At 66.8% G+C, this 15,320-nt stretch carries 8 protein-coding genes and 1 pseudogene; 1 reads left to right on the forward strand and 8 read right to left on the reverse strand.

The features are described from left to right. Nucleotides 1-150: 150 nt before the first annotated feature. The 7 genes from ACG04Q_RS21365 to ACG04Q_RS21395 form a co-directional block, all read right to left on the reverse strand. On the reverse strand, nt 151-1,509 hold the full coding sequence (locus ACG04Q_RS21365) for a GH1 family beta-glucosidase (protein WP_394513431.1): 1,359 nt from the start codon (nt 1,507-1,509) through the stop codon (nt 151-153). 266 nt (nt 1,510-1,775) lie between these two features. Continuing rightward, nucleotides 1,776-3,623, reverse strand: a complete 1,848-nt coding sequence (locus ACG04Q_RS21370) for a potassium transporter Kup (RefSeq protein WP_394513730.1) — start codon at nt 3,621-3,623, stop codon at nt 1,776-1,778. 203 nt (nt 3,624-3,826) lie between these two features. After that, nucleotides 3,827-5,095, reverse strand: a complete 1,269-nt coding sequence (gshA, locus tag ACG04Q_RS21375) for a glutamate--cysteine ligase (RefSeq protein ID WP_394513433.1) — start codon at nt 5,093-5,095, stop codon at nt 3,827-3,829. Nucleotides 5,096-5,150: 55 nt separating this feature from the next. After that, nucleotides 5,151-6,287, reverse strand: a complete 1,137-nt coding sequence (locus ACG04Q_RS21380) for a GGDEF domain-containing protein (protein ID WP_394513435.1) — start codon at nt 6,285-6,287, stop codon at nt 5,151-5,153. A 127-nt stretch (nt 6,288-6,414) separates the two neighbouring features. After that, nucleotides 6,415-7,938, reverse strand: coding sequence for an ammonium transporter (gene amt, locus ACG04Q_RS21385; protein WP_394513437.1), 1,524 nt, complete (start codon nt 7,936-7,938; stop codon nt 6,415-6,417). Nucleotides 7,939-7,973: 35 nt separating this feature from the next. After that, nucleotides 7,974-8,312: a P-II family nitrogen regulator gene (gene glnK / locus ACG04Q_RS21390; RefSeq protein WP_056192325.1), complete on the reverse strand. Its 339-nt coding sequence runs from the start codon at nt 8,310-8,312 to the stop codon at nt 7,974-7,976. A gap of 19 nt (nt 8,313-8,331) precedes the next feature. Next, nucleotides 8,332-9,060 (reverse strand): TorF family putative porin, encoded by a 729-nt coding sequence (locus ACG04Q_RS21395; RefSeq protein ID WP_394513439.1) that lies wholly within the window; start codon nt 9,058-9,060, stop codon nt 8,332-8,334. A gap of 286 nt (nt 9,061-9,346) precedes the next feature. Between ACG04Q_RS21395 and ACG04Q_RS21400 the strand changes: the two are divergent. Further along, nucleotides 9,347-10,264 (forward strand): annotated as a pseudogene (locus ACG04Q_RS21400) (YifB family Mg chelatase-like AAA ATPase); the annotation flags it as partial. A gap of 524 nt (nt 10,265-10,788) precedes the next feature. Here ACG04Q_RS21400 and ACG04Q_RS21405 read toward each other — a convergent pair. Further along, nucleotides 10,789-15,186, reverse strand: a complete 4,398-nt coding sequence (locus tag ACG04Q_RS21405; RefSeq protein ID WP_394513441.1) for an NACHT domain-containing protein — start codon at nt 15,184-15,186, stop codon at nt 10,789-10,791. Nucleotides 15,187-15,320: the final 134 nt, after the last annotated feature.

The raw sequence follows: 15,320 nt of genomic DNA on the forward strand, positions 1-15,320 counted from the left end.
GGCCGATTGCGTCCGGGACCATGCGGGAAAATTCCCTGGCGCGGCGCAAGGTGGAGCTTAGCGCCTGATCGTGACCGAAATTCCGTGCCTTTCTCGGGGCAAACGCGGAGGAATGCCTGTCCGCGCGCCCCCTGGACGCGCGGCGGAACTTCAGCGGCGGGCGCGGTGCTTGGCGATGAAGTCGCGGTACCAGTGCGCGCTGTCCTTGGGCAGGCGTTCCAGCGTCTCGTAGTCGACGTGGATGAGGCCGAAGCGCTTGGCGTAGCCGGAGTTCCACTCGAAGTTGTCGAGCAGGCTCCAGTAGAAGTAGCCGCGCACGTCGGCCCCCAGGTTCATGGCCATGGACAGCGCCTGCAGGTGCGCCGACAGGTAGGCGATGCGCTCCTTGTCCGGCACGCGGCCGTCGACGACGCGGTCGGCGTTGGCCATGCCGTTCTCGGTGATAAACATGGGCGGCGGGTTGTATTCGCGCGCCAGTCGCACGAGGTGCTGCGCGAAGACCTCGGGCACGATCTCCCAGCCCATGTCGGTGAAGCCCAGCTTGCCGGGGCCCTTGACGGTCTTGCCGTCGGCGCCGAACAGGCTGCGCGTGTAGAAGTTGATGCCGAGGAAGTCCAGCGGCTGGCGGATGCGTTCAAGGTCACCGGGCTGGACCTGGGGCGCGTCGGCACCGACGAAGGCGATCGCGTCCTGCGGGTAGGCGCCGCGGAAGATGGGGTCCATGTACCAGCGCACGTTCAGGCCGTCGTCAATGCGGGCGGCGCGGCGGTCGGCCTCGGTGGGCGTGGCGGGGAAGGACGGCGTGTGGTTGAGGACGATGCCGAGCTTGGTCTTCGTTTCGGCGCGCATCGCGGCGATGGCATCGCCGTGCGACAGCATCAGGTGGTGGGCCACCTGCAGGCTCTCGGCGCGGCTGGTGTGGCCGGGTGCGAACTGCGCGGTCTCGTAGCCCAACGTGGCGGTGCACCAGGGCTCGTTGTGCGTGGCGATGCTGGCCAGGCGGTCGCCGAAGCGGCGCGCGACCTCGGCGCCGTAGTCGGCGAAGCGGGCCACGACCTCGCGCGACAGCCAGCCACCCAGCCCTTCGTCCAACGCCTGCGGCAGGTCCCAGTGGTAGAGCGTGGCGTGCGGCTGCAGGCCGGCCTGCAGCAGCTCATCGATGAGGCGGTCGTAGAACGCGAAGCCGGCCTCGTTCCAGGCACCCTGCCCCAGCGGCTGCACGCGCGGCCACGCGAAGCTGAAGCGGTAGCAGTCCAGGCCCAGGCGCTTCATCAGCGCCACGTCGTCCTTGTAGCGGTGGTAGTGGTCGCAGGCGACGTCGATGTTGGAGCCGTCATTGATGCGGCCCGGCTGGCGGCAGAAGTGATCCCAGATGGACGGCCCCTTGCCGTCCTCGGCCCCGGCGCCCTCGATCTGCGCGGCGCTGGTGGCCACGCCCCACAGGAAGTCGGGCGGGAAGGACTGCGCCAGCGCGGCGAGGTCGAGGCGGACGGGATCGAGAGGATTCATGGCGTGCGGAAGCCGGTCATGGCCGGCGCGGGAGGTGACGATGCGCACAGGGGTGGGCCGCGGTCCACCCCGATGCGGGAAGGCGGCACCCAACGTGGTGCTGCCACGCCGCTTTCTGGCGCGGCGACTTCATCATCCACGATCACTGACAACGCTGTCAATAAGAAATGACAGCGGTGTCTTTTGCTATCGCAGCACGGCATGCTGGGGGTGCCACGCGCCGCGGGACGGCCTGCCGGCCGGCGGCGCGTGCGCAGGCGTCAGGCTCAGATCTCGACCTTGGAGCCCAGTTCGACGATGCGGTTGGTGGGCAGGTGCAGGAAGTCCGCCGCCGCGGCCGCATTGCGGTGCATGCTGGCGAACAGCTTCTCGCGCCACAGCGCCATGCCCGAGCCGATGGTGGGGATGACGATGTCGCGGCTGAGGAAGTAGCTGGTCTCCATGTCCTCCAGCTGCACGCCCTGCTTCTTGAGCAGCTGCAGGGCCTCGGGCACGTCGGGCTCGTTCTTGAAGCCGAAGTGCAGTGCCACCTGCCAGCACTGGTTGCCCAGCGCCTCGACCTCGACGCGCTTGTCGAAGCCTATCCACGGCACCTCGTGGTGCTTCACGGTGACGAAGATGTTCTGCTCGTGCAGCACCTTGTTGTGCTTGAGGTTGTGCAGCAGCGCATTGGGCGTGCTGCCCTTCTCGGCCGACAGGAACACGGCGGTGCCCGACACCCGCGTCGGCGGGTTGATGAACACGGCCTCCAGGAAGGCCGTCAGCTCGATGGCGTCCTCGCGCAGCTTGTCGGACAGTTGCTTGCGGCCCTGCTTCCACGTCAGCATCAGCGTGAACACGCAGATGCCGATCAGCAGCGGGAACCAGCCGCCGTGCAGCAGCTTGAGCAGGTTGGACGCGAGGAAGGTCACGTCGATGAGGAAGAAGATGCCCGTGGCCGCGACGCACAGCGCCAGCGGGTAGCGCCAGCCGAAGCGGATGACGAAGAACGTCATCACGGTCGTGATCGTCATGTCGATGGTGACGGCCACCCCGTAGGCGCCGGCCAGCTTGCTGGACGAGCCGAAGAACACCACCGCCACCACGACCAGCGCGAACAGGCTCCAGTTGATGAAGGGCACGTAGATCTGGCCGGTGTCGCGCACGCTGGTGTGCAGGATGCGCAGCCGCGGCATGATGCCCAGCTGGATGGCCTGCTTGGTCACCGAGAAGGCGGCCGTGATGAGCGCCTGCGACGCGACGATGGCCGCCAGCGTGGCGAGCAGGAACAGCGGGATCTCGGCCCACGACGGCGCCAGCAGGAAGAACGGGTTCTTGATGCCCGCCGGGTCGTCCAGCAGCATGGCGCCCTGGCCGAAGTAGTTGATGACCAGCGACGGCATCACCACGCCGTACCAGGCGATGCGGATGGGCTTCTTGCCGAAGTGGCCCAGGTCGGCGTAAAGCGCCTCGCCGCCGGTGACGACCAGCACCACCGCACCCAGCGCGACGAAGGCCACCCAGCGGTATTCCAGGCAGAAGTTCAGTGCGTAGACCGGATTGATGGCCGCCAGCACGCGCGGGTTGTCAAAGATGTGCGGCAGCCCCAGCAACGTGAGGCTGGCGAACCAGGCCAGCATGACGGGCCCGAAGGCCTTGCCGATGCCGCCGGTGCCGAAGCGCTGCACCGAGAACAGCCCCACCATGACGATGAGCGTGATGGGCAGGATGGCGTCGTGCAGTTGCGGCTCGTAGACGTCAATGCCCTCGACGGCGCCCAGCACCGTCATGGCCGGCGTGATGACGGCGTCGCCGAAGAAGATGGCCGTGCCGAACAGGCCCACCAGCATCAGCCCGCGGCGCAGCGGCGGCTTGTCGTTCACGGCGTTGGTGGCCAGCGCCAACATGGCAATGAGGCCACCCTCGCCGTTGTTGTCGGCGCGCAGGATGAGCAGCACGTACTTGACGGAGACGACAACCGTCAGCGTCCAGAACAGCAGGGAGAGCACGCCGAGGATGTTGTCCGGCGTCGTGGCGACATGGCCGCCGTGGAAGACCTCCTTGAGCGCGTAGAGCGGGCTGGTGCCGATGTCGCCATAGACCACGCCGAGGGCGCCAAGGGTCAGGCCCGCCATCGCCGAGGGGCTGCGGGCCGCGTGGGAAGAACTCACTGCGAGAGGGCCGCCGGCGTCAGCGGTGGCCTTGTTGTTCGAAAGTGGGGATTCTGCGCCCGGTTTCGGACATTTGTGCAGTGCAGCAAACCCGCAACTTCGAGGCTTGACGCCCCGCAGGGCTCGGCGTATTGCCGGCATATTGCCGGCGTGGCGCCCGGTGCGCCCTAAGCCGCTTCTTCGGTTTCGGCCTGCGGGTCGGTCGCCTCCAGCTCGTAGCTGGCGGCCAGCATCGCCAGTCGGCCGATGACGCCATACATGTAGAAGCGGTTGGGCGCGCTGACACCGGGCTTCTCGCCGGGGCGTGGCAGGTGCGGCGAATCGGCAAAGGCCAGCGGCACGTAGCTGGCGCCGGGGGCATTGAGGTTCTCGTCGATGCCACGGCTGGCGTGCACACGGTAGTAGCCGCCGACGACGTAGCGATCCATCGTGTAGACCACCGGCTCGGCGACAGCCTCGTGCACGCGCTCGTGGGTGGGCACCCCCTCCTGCACCAGCACCTCCTGGCCCAGGTTGTCGGGCAGGCGCTGGGCCAGTGCTTCGATGTCCTTGGCGTCGCGCACGGTCAGCACGGCGCGGCCGTAGCTGCCCACGTCGCTCTTGATGACGACGAAGGGCTTCTCGTTGATGCCGTATTCCTTGTACTTGCGGCGCACCTTGGTGAGCTGCGCATCGGCGGCGGTCTGCAGCGCTTCCAGCCCCTTCTTGCCGTGCATGTCCACGCTCTGGAACATGGGCGTGATGAGCCAGGGGTCCATGCCCAGCAGCTTGCCGAAGCGCTTGGCCACCTCCTCGTAGGCACGGAAGTGCTGGCTCTTGCGGCGCACGCTCCAGCCGGCGTGCAGCGGCGGCAGCAGGTACTGCTCGTGCAGGCCCATCAGCTGCGGCGGCGTGCCGGCTGCCAGGTCGTTGTTGAGCAGGATGGTGCAGGGGTCGAAGCCCTTGATCGTCAGCCGGCCGCGCTTGCGCACCAGCGGCTCGATGACGATGCCGGCGCCGTTGGCCGTCTTCAACTCGGTGGGCGCCGTGATGGTGGTGTCCAGCGTACCGAAGCGCACGTTCAGCCCGGCCTGCGTGAAGATGCGCGCCAGCGTGGCCAGGTTCTCCAGATAGAAGCTGCAGCGCGCGCCGGTCTCGGGGATGACGAGCAGGTTGCGGGCCTCGGGGCAGATCTTCTCGATGGCCGCCATGGCCGCCTGCACGGCCTGGGGCAGCATCTGGTCGGTCAGCAGGTTGAAGCCGCCGGGGAACAGGTTGGTGTCCACCGGCGCCAGCTTGAAGCCGGCGTTGCGCAGGTCCACCGACGCGTAGAAGGTGGGCGTGTGCTCCATCCACTCCAGGCGGAACCAGCGCTCGGTGGCCGGCATGGATTCCAGGACGCGGGCCTCCAGTTCGTTGATGGGGCCGTTCAGTGCGGTGATCAGATGGGGAACCATGGCCGGATGATCTCAAACTCGACAGAGGCCGGCCACATGGGGGCGCCCGGCGGGATCACAAGACACCGTTGGCGCAGCAGGTGCGGCCGCGGCCGGCGTGCTTGGCACGGTAGAGCTGGTCGTCGGCGCGCTGGATGGCCGCGGCCAGCGATTCGCCCGGCTGCAGCCGCACCGCCCCGGCGCTGAAATCGACCGCGAAGCCCAGGCTGGCCTCGCAGCGGCGCCGCAGCGCCTGGTGCAGCCGCGCGTCCAGCCGGCCGAAGGCCTCGGGGTCGCACTGGCGCAGCAGCAGGCAGAACTCCTCGCCGCCGTAGCGGCCCACGAGGTCGCTGGCGCGCAGCTCGCCGCGCAGCACCTCGCCAGCGAGCTTGAGCACCTCGTCGCCCACCGGGTGGCCGCGCTCGTCGTTGATGCGCTTGAAGTGGTCCAGGTCCAGCATCAGCAGCACGGCGGCATCGCCGGCCGCACTGCCCACGGCACCGAGGGCACGGCTGGCGCGCTGCATCCACTCGCGGCGGTTGAACAGGCCGGTCAGCGTATCCAGCGACGCCAGCCGCACCAGCGCCTGCTCCGCCGCGTCACGGTGCGCCAGCAGGAAGCCCATGGTGCCCAGCACCAGGCTCGCATTGAGCAGCATCAGGTGGGCGATGTTCAGCGGGTGCGGCACCAGGAAGCGCGGGTAGATCTCCGGCCAGCCCAGCACCAGCACGCCACGCGCCACCGTCAGCAGCGAGTTGCCCAGCGCCGCCAGGCCGCACAGCCAGCGCCAACGCGCGCGGCCCACGCCGGTCAGCAGCAACCAGCTGGCCCAGCCGATCTGCAGGCCGATGGTGAGGTTGGTGACGCCGGTGGTCTGCTTCAGGTTCGGGAACAGGAAGACGTGCACCACGCCCAGCAGCAGCGGCGGCAGCCACAGGCCGCGGCGGGACACCGACACGCCGAGGAAGCGCGCCGAGGTCAGCACCATCGCGGACGCCGACGCGCTCAAGGCCATCACGCCCAGCGTCGCCGTCACCAGCGGCACCAGACGCGTGGCGGCGATCAGCATGCCGAAGCCCAGTGCCTGGCCCAGCAGCATCAGCTGCCAGGCCTGCAGGCCGCCTCGCGCGCGCACGCCGACGCAGACCGCCAGCGCCAGCAGCATCAGCAATGCATTGACCAGCACCGCCGCGAGCAGGGTGATCACGTCCATGGCGGGCCAGCATAGCGGCGCGCCGTGTCGCCAGAAACGAAAAAGCCGCCCCGGAGGGCGGCTCGGCGTGAAGTAGGTCTGACGGTTCAAACCCGCGCGCTTTCAGCGCCGCGGGCCGGGCGAGGGATCACTTGTGATATGCCGTCTCGCCGTGCGACGAGATGTCCAGGCCTTCGCGCTCCTCCTCTTCCGTCACACGCAGGCCGATGGTCAGGTCCACCAGCTTGTAGGCGACGAAGGAGACGACGCCCGACCAGACGATGGTCAGCAGCACAGCCTTGGTCTGGATCCAGACCTGGCCGGCGATGGAGAAGTCAGCGGGCGTGATCATCGTGGCGGTGACCCAGTCACCCATGGCGCTCGGGCCGCCGAGGTTGGGCGAAGCGAACACACCGGTCAGCAGCGCGCCGACGATGCCACCGACACCATGGACGCCGAACACGTCCAGCGAATCGTCCGCGCCCAGCAGCTTCTTCAGGCCAGACACGCCCCACAGGCAGGCGAAGCCGGCAACCAGGCCGATGACCAGCGCGCCACCGATGCCGACGTTGCCGGCGGCGGGCGTGATGGCCACGAGGCCGGCGACGGCACCCGAGGCGGCACCCAGCATGGAGGCCTTGCCCTTGAGCAGCGCTTCACCCACGCACCAAGCCAGCACGGCAGCGGCCGTGGCAGCGAAGGTGTTGATGAAGGCCAGTGCGGCGAAGCCGTTGGCTTCCAGTGCGGAGCCGGCGTTGAAGCCGAACCAGCCCACCCACAGCAGCGAGGCACCGACCATCGTCAGCGTCAGGCTGTGCGGCGTGAAGGCTTCGCGGCCGTAGCCGACGCGCTTGCCCACCATGAAGGCACCCACCAGGCCGGCGACGGCCGCGTTGATGTGCACCACGGTGCCGCCGGCGAAGTCCAGCGCGCCCCACTGCCAGATCAGGCCAGCCTTGGCGTTCGTCGCGTCGACGACGTCGGCGGCCGTGTAGGCGTCCGGGCCCGCCCAGAACCACACCATGTGGGCGATCGGCAGGTAGCTGAACGTGAACCACAGCGTCAGGAAGGCCAGCACGGCCGAGAACTTGATGCGCTCGGCGAAGGCACCAATGATCAGGCAGGCGGTGATGCCGGCGAAGGTCGCCTGGAAGGCCGCGAACACGATCTCGTACATCGGCACACCCTTGCTGAAGGTGGCGCCGAGGGCGAAGGTGCCGGCGACGTTGTCCCAGATGCCCTTCATGAAGAGACGATCCGTGCCGCCGATGAACTTGTTGCCCTCGGTGAACGCGAAGCTGTAGCCATACAGGAACCACAGCACGACGATCAGCGAGAAGCCCACCATCACCTGCATCAGCACCGACAGCATGTTCTTGCTGCGCACCAGGCCACCGTAGAACAGCGCCAGGCCCGGCACGGTCATCAGGATGACCAGCAGCGTGGACAGCATCATCCACGACGTGTCGCCCTTGTTCGGCACCGGGGCGGGAGCCGCAGCCGCGGAGGCGGCTTCGGCCGGCGCAGCGGCGGCGGGCGCGGACGCCGCATCGGCGGCAGCAGGGGCGGCGGAGGCCGCCACGGCGGCCGGCGCCGAGGCCGCATCCTGGGCCCAGGCGGCTGGCGCGAGCAGGCCGGCGGCAAGCGCGAGGCCGGCGAGGAGTTTCTTCATTTGAGGTTTCTCCAAACGGTTGTTATGAGCGCGCTTCAGAGCGCGTCGTTGCCGGTTTCGCCGGTGCGGATGCGGACGACCTGGTCCAGCGGCGACACGAAAATCTTGCCGTCGCCGATCTTGCCGGTGCGGGCCGAGGACTCGATGGCCTCGATGACGCGCTCGACGACGTCGTCATTCACGGCCGCTTCGATCTTGACCTTGGGCAGGAAGTCCACGACGTACTCGGCGCCGCGATACAGCTCCGTGTGGCCCTTCTGGCGGCCGAAGCCCTTGACCTCGGTGACCGTCAGCCCCTGCACGCCGATGGCGCTCAGGGCTTCGCGCACCTCGTCGAGCTTGAACGGCTTGATGACGGCAGTGATCAGTTTCATGTCGCGCTCCAGTGAGTTCTTAGAAGGTCTTCTTCAGGCCGACGACCACCGACGTCTTGCCGAGGAACTTGTCGCCGACAGCGCTGGTGTAGACCGACTTCTTGGCATCCGTGCCGATGACCGCCGCGCTGACCACCAGGCCCGAGAAGTCCTTGGCCAGCGTCAGCGAGTAGTCGGTGTACGACGCGGCGCTGTTGCGATGCACGGTCTGGTGACCGACGTGCGGCGCCAGCGTCATGCCGTCGCCCAGGTCGAACGTGGCCGTCACGTCGAAATAGCCCGAGCCCTTGCTGTCGGCGAAGCCGAACAGGTTGGTGGTGCTGTGCGAGTACTTGGCCGTCACCGGGCCGAAGCTCAGCGCACCGTAGATCTCCAGCGTGTTGGCGCTGGGGTTGAGCTTGTTGCCGGAGTACACGTACTGCAGCAGACCCACGTCCAGCGTCAGGCCCTTGGAGACTTCGGTCTTGTAGCCACCGTACAGGTCCACCTCGACCTTGGAATCGCCACCGGCGTCCTTGATCCACTTGATCGTCGACGCCCAGGCGCCGACGTAGAAGCCATTGGGCGCCGCATAGTCGACACCGCCTTGCAGAGCCGGCTTCAGGCGAGTCTGGCTGATGCCGCGATAGCGGTACTCGCTGACAGCGCCCACGTTGAAGGACAACGGGTCCGGCGCCGGCTCATCGGCGAACGCGGGCAGGACGACCGCGGACAGCGCGAGTGCGATCAGCGAAGGGGACAACTTCATGGCGGGGCTCCTGTTTAGAAAAATGATGAGGGAGGGCAGTCCGACGATTCATTGCAGCTTCCGTGCCAAGCGTCACGCCTCGGGCGCCCCGCACAAATCTGGGCAAGCCGCACCCGCAATGCGGGCGGCCGCACCAATTTGGCACCAGAAGCGGGTGCTGCGCACAGCGTCGGTGCATCCGTGGGGAATACTCCGCGACAGCAAGCCCGGGACCGGCGACTAGACTGGCCCGCCCGCCGCCGTCACGCTGCATGGCCGGGCCTTCATCCATGACCTCAAGCTATCGATGAGCCTCGCCACGGTCCACAGCCGCGCCCTGGACGGGCTGGCCGCCGCGCCGGTCACCGTGGAGGTGCACCTCGCCAACGGCCTGCCGTCGTTCACCGTCGTCGGGCTGGCAGACACCGAGGTCAAGGAAGCCCGCGAACGCGTGCGTGCGGCGCTGGCCAACAGCGGGCTGGGTTTTCCGGCCAACAAAAGAATCACCGTGAACCTGGCGCCCGCCGATCTGCCAAAGGAAGGTGGCCGCTTCGACCTGCCGATGGCGCTGGGCCTGCTGGCCGCCAACGGCCAGCTGGATGCGGCCCGGCTGTCCCGCTTCGAATGCGCCGGCGAGCTGTCGTTGGCGGGCGAGTTGCGCCCGGTGCGCGGCGCGCTGGCCATGGCGCTGGCGCTGCGCCAGGCCGGCGGTGAGCGGGAGCTGCTGCTGCCCGAGGCCAGCGCGGCCGAGGCCGCGCTGGTGGACGGGCTGGCGGTGCGACAGGCGCGGCACCTGCTGGACGTCGTCGCCGCGCTGCAACCCGACGGCGACGCGCTGCCGCGCGCCACCGCCCTGCCGCGTGAACCCCGCGGGGGCCTGCCCGACCTGGCAGACATCAAAGGCCAGGCCGGTCCCAAACGCGCACTGGAGATCGCGGCCGCCGGCGGCCATTCGCTGCTGATGGTGGGCCCGCCCGGCACGGGCAAGTCCATGCTGGCGCAGCGGCTGGCCGGGCTGCTGCCCGCGCTGGACGACGAGGCCGCGCTCGAATCCGCCGCCGTGCTGAGTCTGGCGGGCCAGTTCGACATCGCCCGCTGGGGCCAGCGGCCCGTGCGGGCGCCTCACCACTCGGCGTCCAGCGTCGCGCTGGTGGGCGGTGGCTCGCCACCCCGACCTGGCGAAATCTCGCTGGCCCAGCACGGGGTGCTGTTCCTTGATGAGCTGGGTTTTAGGTGACTTATGGCTGTTTGTCTTTTGAGTTCCTGAGGGGATCTTTGTTCGAGGGGGTGCAGGGGGACGGATGGCCTGTGGATAGGTTGACTACGCATGCTCAGGGCTCGCGTTCAACAAATCGGGGGACATGGGCTGTCAGCGCTGGGCGGTGACTGAAATCAAAGTCTGGGTCGACTTCCCTATGAGGCAGCAGGACTCGTGCCGTCGCGTCGGCTTGGCAAAGTATTGATCAAGGGGCCATCGCAATCTGCGCGCGCCCGCGATGTCAAAGTCTTGAAGCAGCGGGCGAGCGGGCCGACCGAAGGACGACCGTCTGCTTGAGGCTGAAGGCGGACATTCATCAACGACCGCTTTGCGGTGCCTCAATGCTCGGCGGTTCCTGGGGCCGCAGCAGTTTCAGTTCTCAGCGTCGAGCGGTGGCGTCGCCAAGGAACCTCAGGAGCACACGCAGAAGCGCGAAACCGAGCGCCATATGCTTGAGGCCGTCGCGACGGTGCCGCCGCTGAGCTACTAAATCACTTGCCGGACCTCTGAGACCGAGCCCCCTTCGACGCGGCTCTGCTGCCTTTGGCCGTTTTCGCTGATGCCTTGAGCTTGCCAGTCTGCTTCGAGCCCTTTCCCGCACGAGGCTCTTTCGGCAATCGCGGCGTCAGGTCCAGCACGCGCGCCATAACCCGCGCTTCGCCGCCAAGCCGTTGCTGTGCGAGCTGCGCCGCCTCGTTCAGCATGTGCTGAAGCTGGTGCCGGTCCATGGGCTCACCGGTGTCCGGGTGGTGCCACCGCTTTTCCGGGTTGGCAACGGTCACCAACAAGCAGCCCGTCTTCGCATTGCGGGCAGCCATGTATTTCTTGACCAACTGCGTTTCGATCGTTTCCCGCAGTTCCTTCCCGGTTCTCGGCTTCTCGCCAATCTTGAGCTCGATGGTTGCCTGGTACCGCGAGAGCGCGCGGAACCGGATGTCCGTCTCCTTGCCATCCACAGTGACGCCTTCCTGATCGACGGTGTAGGCTCCCTTCGACATCATGTCGAGCTCGCGCGCAATGGCGGGGCGGAGCGTGTTCTCATCGGTCACCTTGGCCCAGGCGCCCTTGGGACTTGCGTCGATGCTCATGAGGTCCTGCAGATCGTCAAGCCTGTCACTGAGCAGGTGCGCCATATCGGTGGTCGTCATCGGCGCGAGTTCATTGCCCTGGAAGAGCCGCGCGAGCTCCTCCATCGAGATCACGCTGGCGTCGGTTTCTTCCGCCAGCCGCTCATGCGCCAGGGCCGCGATGCGATCCTTGGCATGGGCGAACAGCGGATCCGTGGACAACGCCAGCTTCGCCTGATATGCCTGCGCACCAGTCGCACTGATCAGGGCGTCAAACACCAGCCGTCGACCGGTCTCGGCGTTGTCCCGCGGACCCGGAGAGTAGGCTCCCTCATGTTGTTCATCTGCTGCCGGAACGACATGCCGGTTTATTTCTTGGTTCAGGCGCAATAGCGTCTCCGGCGCCAACGCCGCGCTCCAATTGAGCCCCCCCTCGGCACGCCGCTCGCTGAACAGGCTGCCGATGGCTGTCACGGCAACGCCCCTGCGTTCGACTGGCAGGATGCTGAGCGCACGCAAGAGCAGGGCGGCGCCCCGCCGTGGATTGAGTCGCATCAACACAGGTAGCCAAAAGAATAAGAACGGCCCGTGCTTCGCCGCAATGACCTCGCGTGTGGCCAGCTCCATCAGCCAGCGCTTCGTCTCCGGGCTGCCATGGACCAGCAGCACGCCCACAACTTGATCCAGCTTTGCTTCCGCTACGGAGTCGTGACGGCCGCGCATCAGCTTTCTGCCAGGGCCGCGGAGCCATAGGACCAAGTTGCGTTCCAACACCCGGGCGACCTCGATGCGGCCGTATCGCAGGCTCTGCAGCAACATCGAGTGCCAGCCGCCGTCGCCGCCCTTTCCCTTGAGCTCACTTTCAATTTCGCCGCCAAGCACTTGCTCGACGACTTGACGGTGGGCATCCGCCAGGGCCGCAAGCCAATCGGGAAGACCGTTCAGCTCCACCAACGCGTACCGCACGGCCAGATCGGCCTCTGAAGCGCTAACAGAGCGCGTCCAGCGGGGATCCTCTGCTTCGGCGTACAGCCCCATCAGTCCATACGTCCAGACCACCAAGTAGGTGTTCTTCTCCTTCCGCTCGGACGGCAGCGTAGGCTTCATGTTCCGCCAGTACGCCATCAGGCTTTTGCGCACGGCTTCGGTCACCGGCCCTGTGAAGCACTCCTCGAGGAACTCGCGATCCCAGCGCACCCTGTCACGGCCGCGCGAGCGCTTGCTCAATACCGTCGACAGATTCCAAAGCGTGCCGTTCACCCGGCCGGGCGCCAGTGCCAGCGCCGGCCGTTCTGCGAGCTCCTTCCAGAAGGCGGTCCATTCCGCCCGGTAGCCGGCCTGCTTGATCGCATGGCGCTCTGAGCGCTTGCGCTCTTGCTCTTGCGCCTCAAGCACCTGGCGCGTCGGCACGTTTGCCTTGATGAGCTCTTCCAACTCTGCCGTAAGTGCGCGCGAATCCTTCACAGCTTCGCGCACAGGCTTCATCTCTGCCGGTAGGTCGGTGTGCGCCAGGTACGTCGTCATGCGAAGCAGCAGCGACCGCCGCGCCTTCTCGGTGGCGGCATTGGCAAGGTCACGCAGCACCCAGGGTCCATCCTTCTCCATGCTGTACTGCAGCGGCCCCTGAAACATCAGGCGAGCTAGCACCATCTGGCCTGATCGGCGCGGCTCAAGGCGGGCGACGCATGCCAAGTCTGATTCGAAGACGGCACGACGCTGCTGAGCCGGCAGCTCGCCGATCAGCTCGACCAGCCTGCGCTTGCGGTCGTTGTCCAGCGACGAGTAGCCAGCGGCCCTGAAGCCCAGCACGGCCGCATCGATCAGGTCGGGCGCCCGACTTCCATCCTGCAGGAGGCGCACACTCAGGCCTCGCAGGATGTAGGACGCTTGCAGCCGCCCCTTGCGATCGTTGAGGCTGTCCTCATTCTTGTCCACTACGACCGAACTGCGGGTCAGCGTAAGCACCCCGGGCAGCAAGGATTCCAGCCTCTCGCGGCTGACAGAAACGCGCTCGAGCATGGCCGCTATGCCGCTCGGAAAGAAGTCGTCTCGTCTCGATGCGCGCGGGATGGCGGTCAGCAGCCGAACGAGCTGATCCTCCGTCACGTTCTTCGGGTAGAAATTCTGAGCGACCCACCGGCCGATGCGATGGCCCCAGCCCGGCTGGGATGACGCCAGAGCCTCGATCAGCGCATCGACGCGATAGTCATCCAACTCGACCAGCACGTTCAAGGCCTCAAACCGCTCCCTGTCGTCGCCGGCCTTGCTCTCGGCGACCGACACCGCCAGATCGGCGCACTGTTTGTACCGACCTACCGCAATCAGCCGCAACAGGATTTGGCGGACTTCAGGGTTCTCGATTCCCGCCGACCAAGCCTCCAGGATGACCTGGTGCAGCGGCTGGCGAGCAAGCCGTTCCACCTGAAGGCTTGGCACTTCCAGGCCACGCCATTGCCCGGCCCCATGGCGTTGGACGTAGGCTCGCAGCGCTTGCGCGCACTGATCCTCGCTGAGCGACTCGGGATCGCCGTACAGCAGCAACGTGCTGGGTTCGACCTTCAACACCGTGTCGAAGAACTCCGGACGCATCTTGGCGAGCCAGCCGGCCACCGGCCGCATGGACGGCTTCGGCAGAAGCACTTGGGCGTCCGAAAAACTGAACAGCATCCGTTTGGCTGCCGAAACAGCAAGCGCGCCCGAGCCGACCAGGTAGTCGATCTCAGCGGCCGCCAAGAACTCGAGCACCGACCGGTGGTGAAAACGCACCCGGCCATACCCGCCCTCCGCGAAGATCGGGCGCTGTAGCAGCGTCTCGATCTCCCTGGACGTGAAGTCTGAGAGCAGGTCATCTGGCACAAGCGGCGCGTCGCCCGAGCCATCGACATCCGCTCCAGCGCTGTGGCGAATCGTCAGACGACGACTAAGGATGGCCGCGAGCGCCAGCCTCTGTACGCCGGTGCGCGCCCGGTCAAGGGTCAGCTCCGCCGGCTCCTTGCGCTTGGGGCGCGCGCGCAGCCTCGCCTTGATGTGACTCTTCAGCTGCTCGTAGTGCGAGCGGATCTTTCCGTGATCCCGCCAGCTGTCGCACAGTTCGATCAGATCTTGCGGGCGGCGCGCGAAGTCTTCCGCGTGCCGGACGTGGATCTCCTCCAGCAGTTTCTCGGGGTTCTTGACGCCTTGGCCGCGGGCAAACTCGGCGATCTCATCGTCGGAGAACGGCAGCAGCGTCACTTCCCGGAAGGGCGGGGGTCGATCCTTGTCTTCGTCGGTCGGCCCATCCAGCGCCATCCGGACGAACGATTCGCCGTGTCCTTGATCGATGGCTACCTTGGGCACCGGCAGCATGTCCGCGAACGCCCGTCGGTCTATGTCGACGGGGCGCGAGGTCACTATGACTGTCGCCCGACCCAGCGCCCCTTCCAGCTCCTCGTGCACGCGCTTGAGCGCATTGCGAAAGTCTCCGTGTACCAGTTGCAGCTCGTCGATGGAGTCGAAGAAAAAGAAGGCGATCTGGGCGGAGGACGCCCGCCAGTCGTCGAATCGCTTCTTGAACTGCTCCCCGTTGAGCGACGATCGAATCCCGCTGGCAGCCACCGTCTCCAGCCGTAGGAAGAAGGCTGCCTCACCGCGCTTGAAGAGGTCATCGGCCTGCGCTTCGCACTCATGCGTCTTGCCCGCCCCCGCCTCGGCGACCAGCAGGACGCGCTGGGACTCCAGCAGCGTGGACCATCCGATGGTTTGGCCGAGGTAGACATTCCCGCGGCTGTCGATGGACGCTTCCGATGCCGCTTCGCTGGCGTTGACGCCAAATCTTCGTTCCATAGCTTCAGTTTAAGCAGCTGCCCAACTGGCTAGTTGCGCCCGCCGCAGTCACCCATCCCACAGCGAGCCGCTCTTCCACACGGTGTGTCAAGCAGGTCGCTGATGGTTCCTTGAGCGACGAAACCAAGTCTGCG

The sequence above is a fragment of the Pelomonas lactea genome (assembly GCF_043555885.1).
Taxonomy (GTDB): domain Bacteria; phylum Pseudomonadota; class Gammaproteobacteria; order Burkholderiales; family Burkholderiaceae_C; genus Pelomonas; species Pelomonas lactea.

Excerpts from the sequence above, each read along its gene's own strand:
- amt (WP_394513437.1), bottom strand. The coding sequence starts at position 7,938 with ATGAAGAAACTCCTCGCCGGCCTCGCGCTTGCCGCCGGCCTGCTCGCG.
- gshA (WP_394513433.1), bottom strand. The coding sequence starts at position 5,095 with ATGGTTCCCCATCTGATCACCGCACTGAACGGCCCCATCAACGAACTG.
- ACG04Q_RS21380 (WP_394513435.1), bottom strand. The coding sequence starts at position 6,287 with ATGGACGTGATCACCCTGCTCGCGGCGGTGCTGGTCAATGCATTGCTG.
- ACG04Q_RS21365 (WP_394513431.1), bottom strand. The coding sequence starts at position 1,509 with ATGAATCCTCTCGATCCCGTCCGCCTCGACCTCGCCGCGCTGGCGCAG.
- glnK (WP_056192325.1), bottom strand. The coding sequence starts at position 8,312 with ATGAAACTGATCACTGCCGTCATCAAGCCGTTCAAGCTCGACGAGGTG.
- ACG04Q_RS21370 (WP_394513730.1), bottom strand. The coding sequence starts at position 3,623 with ATGGCGGGCCTGACCCTTGGCGCCCTCGGCGTGGTCTATGGCGACATC.
- ACG04Q_RS21405 (WP_394513441.1), bottom strand. The coding sequence starts at position 15,186 with ATGGAACGAAGATTTGGCGTCAACGCCAGCGAAGCGGCATCGGAAGCG.
- ACG04Q_RS21395 (WP_394513439.1), bottom strand. The coding sequence starts at position 9,060 with ATGAAGTTGTCCCCTTCGCTGATCGCACTCGCGCTGTCCGCGGTCGTC.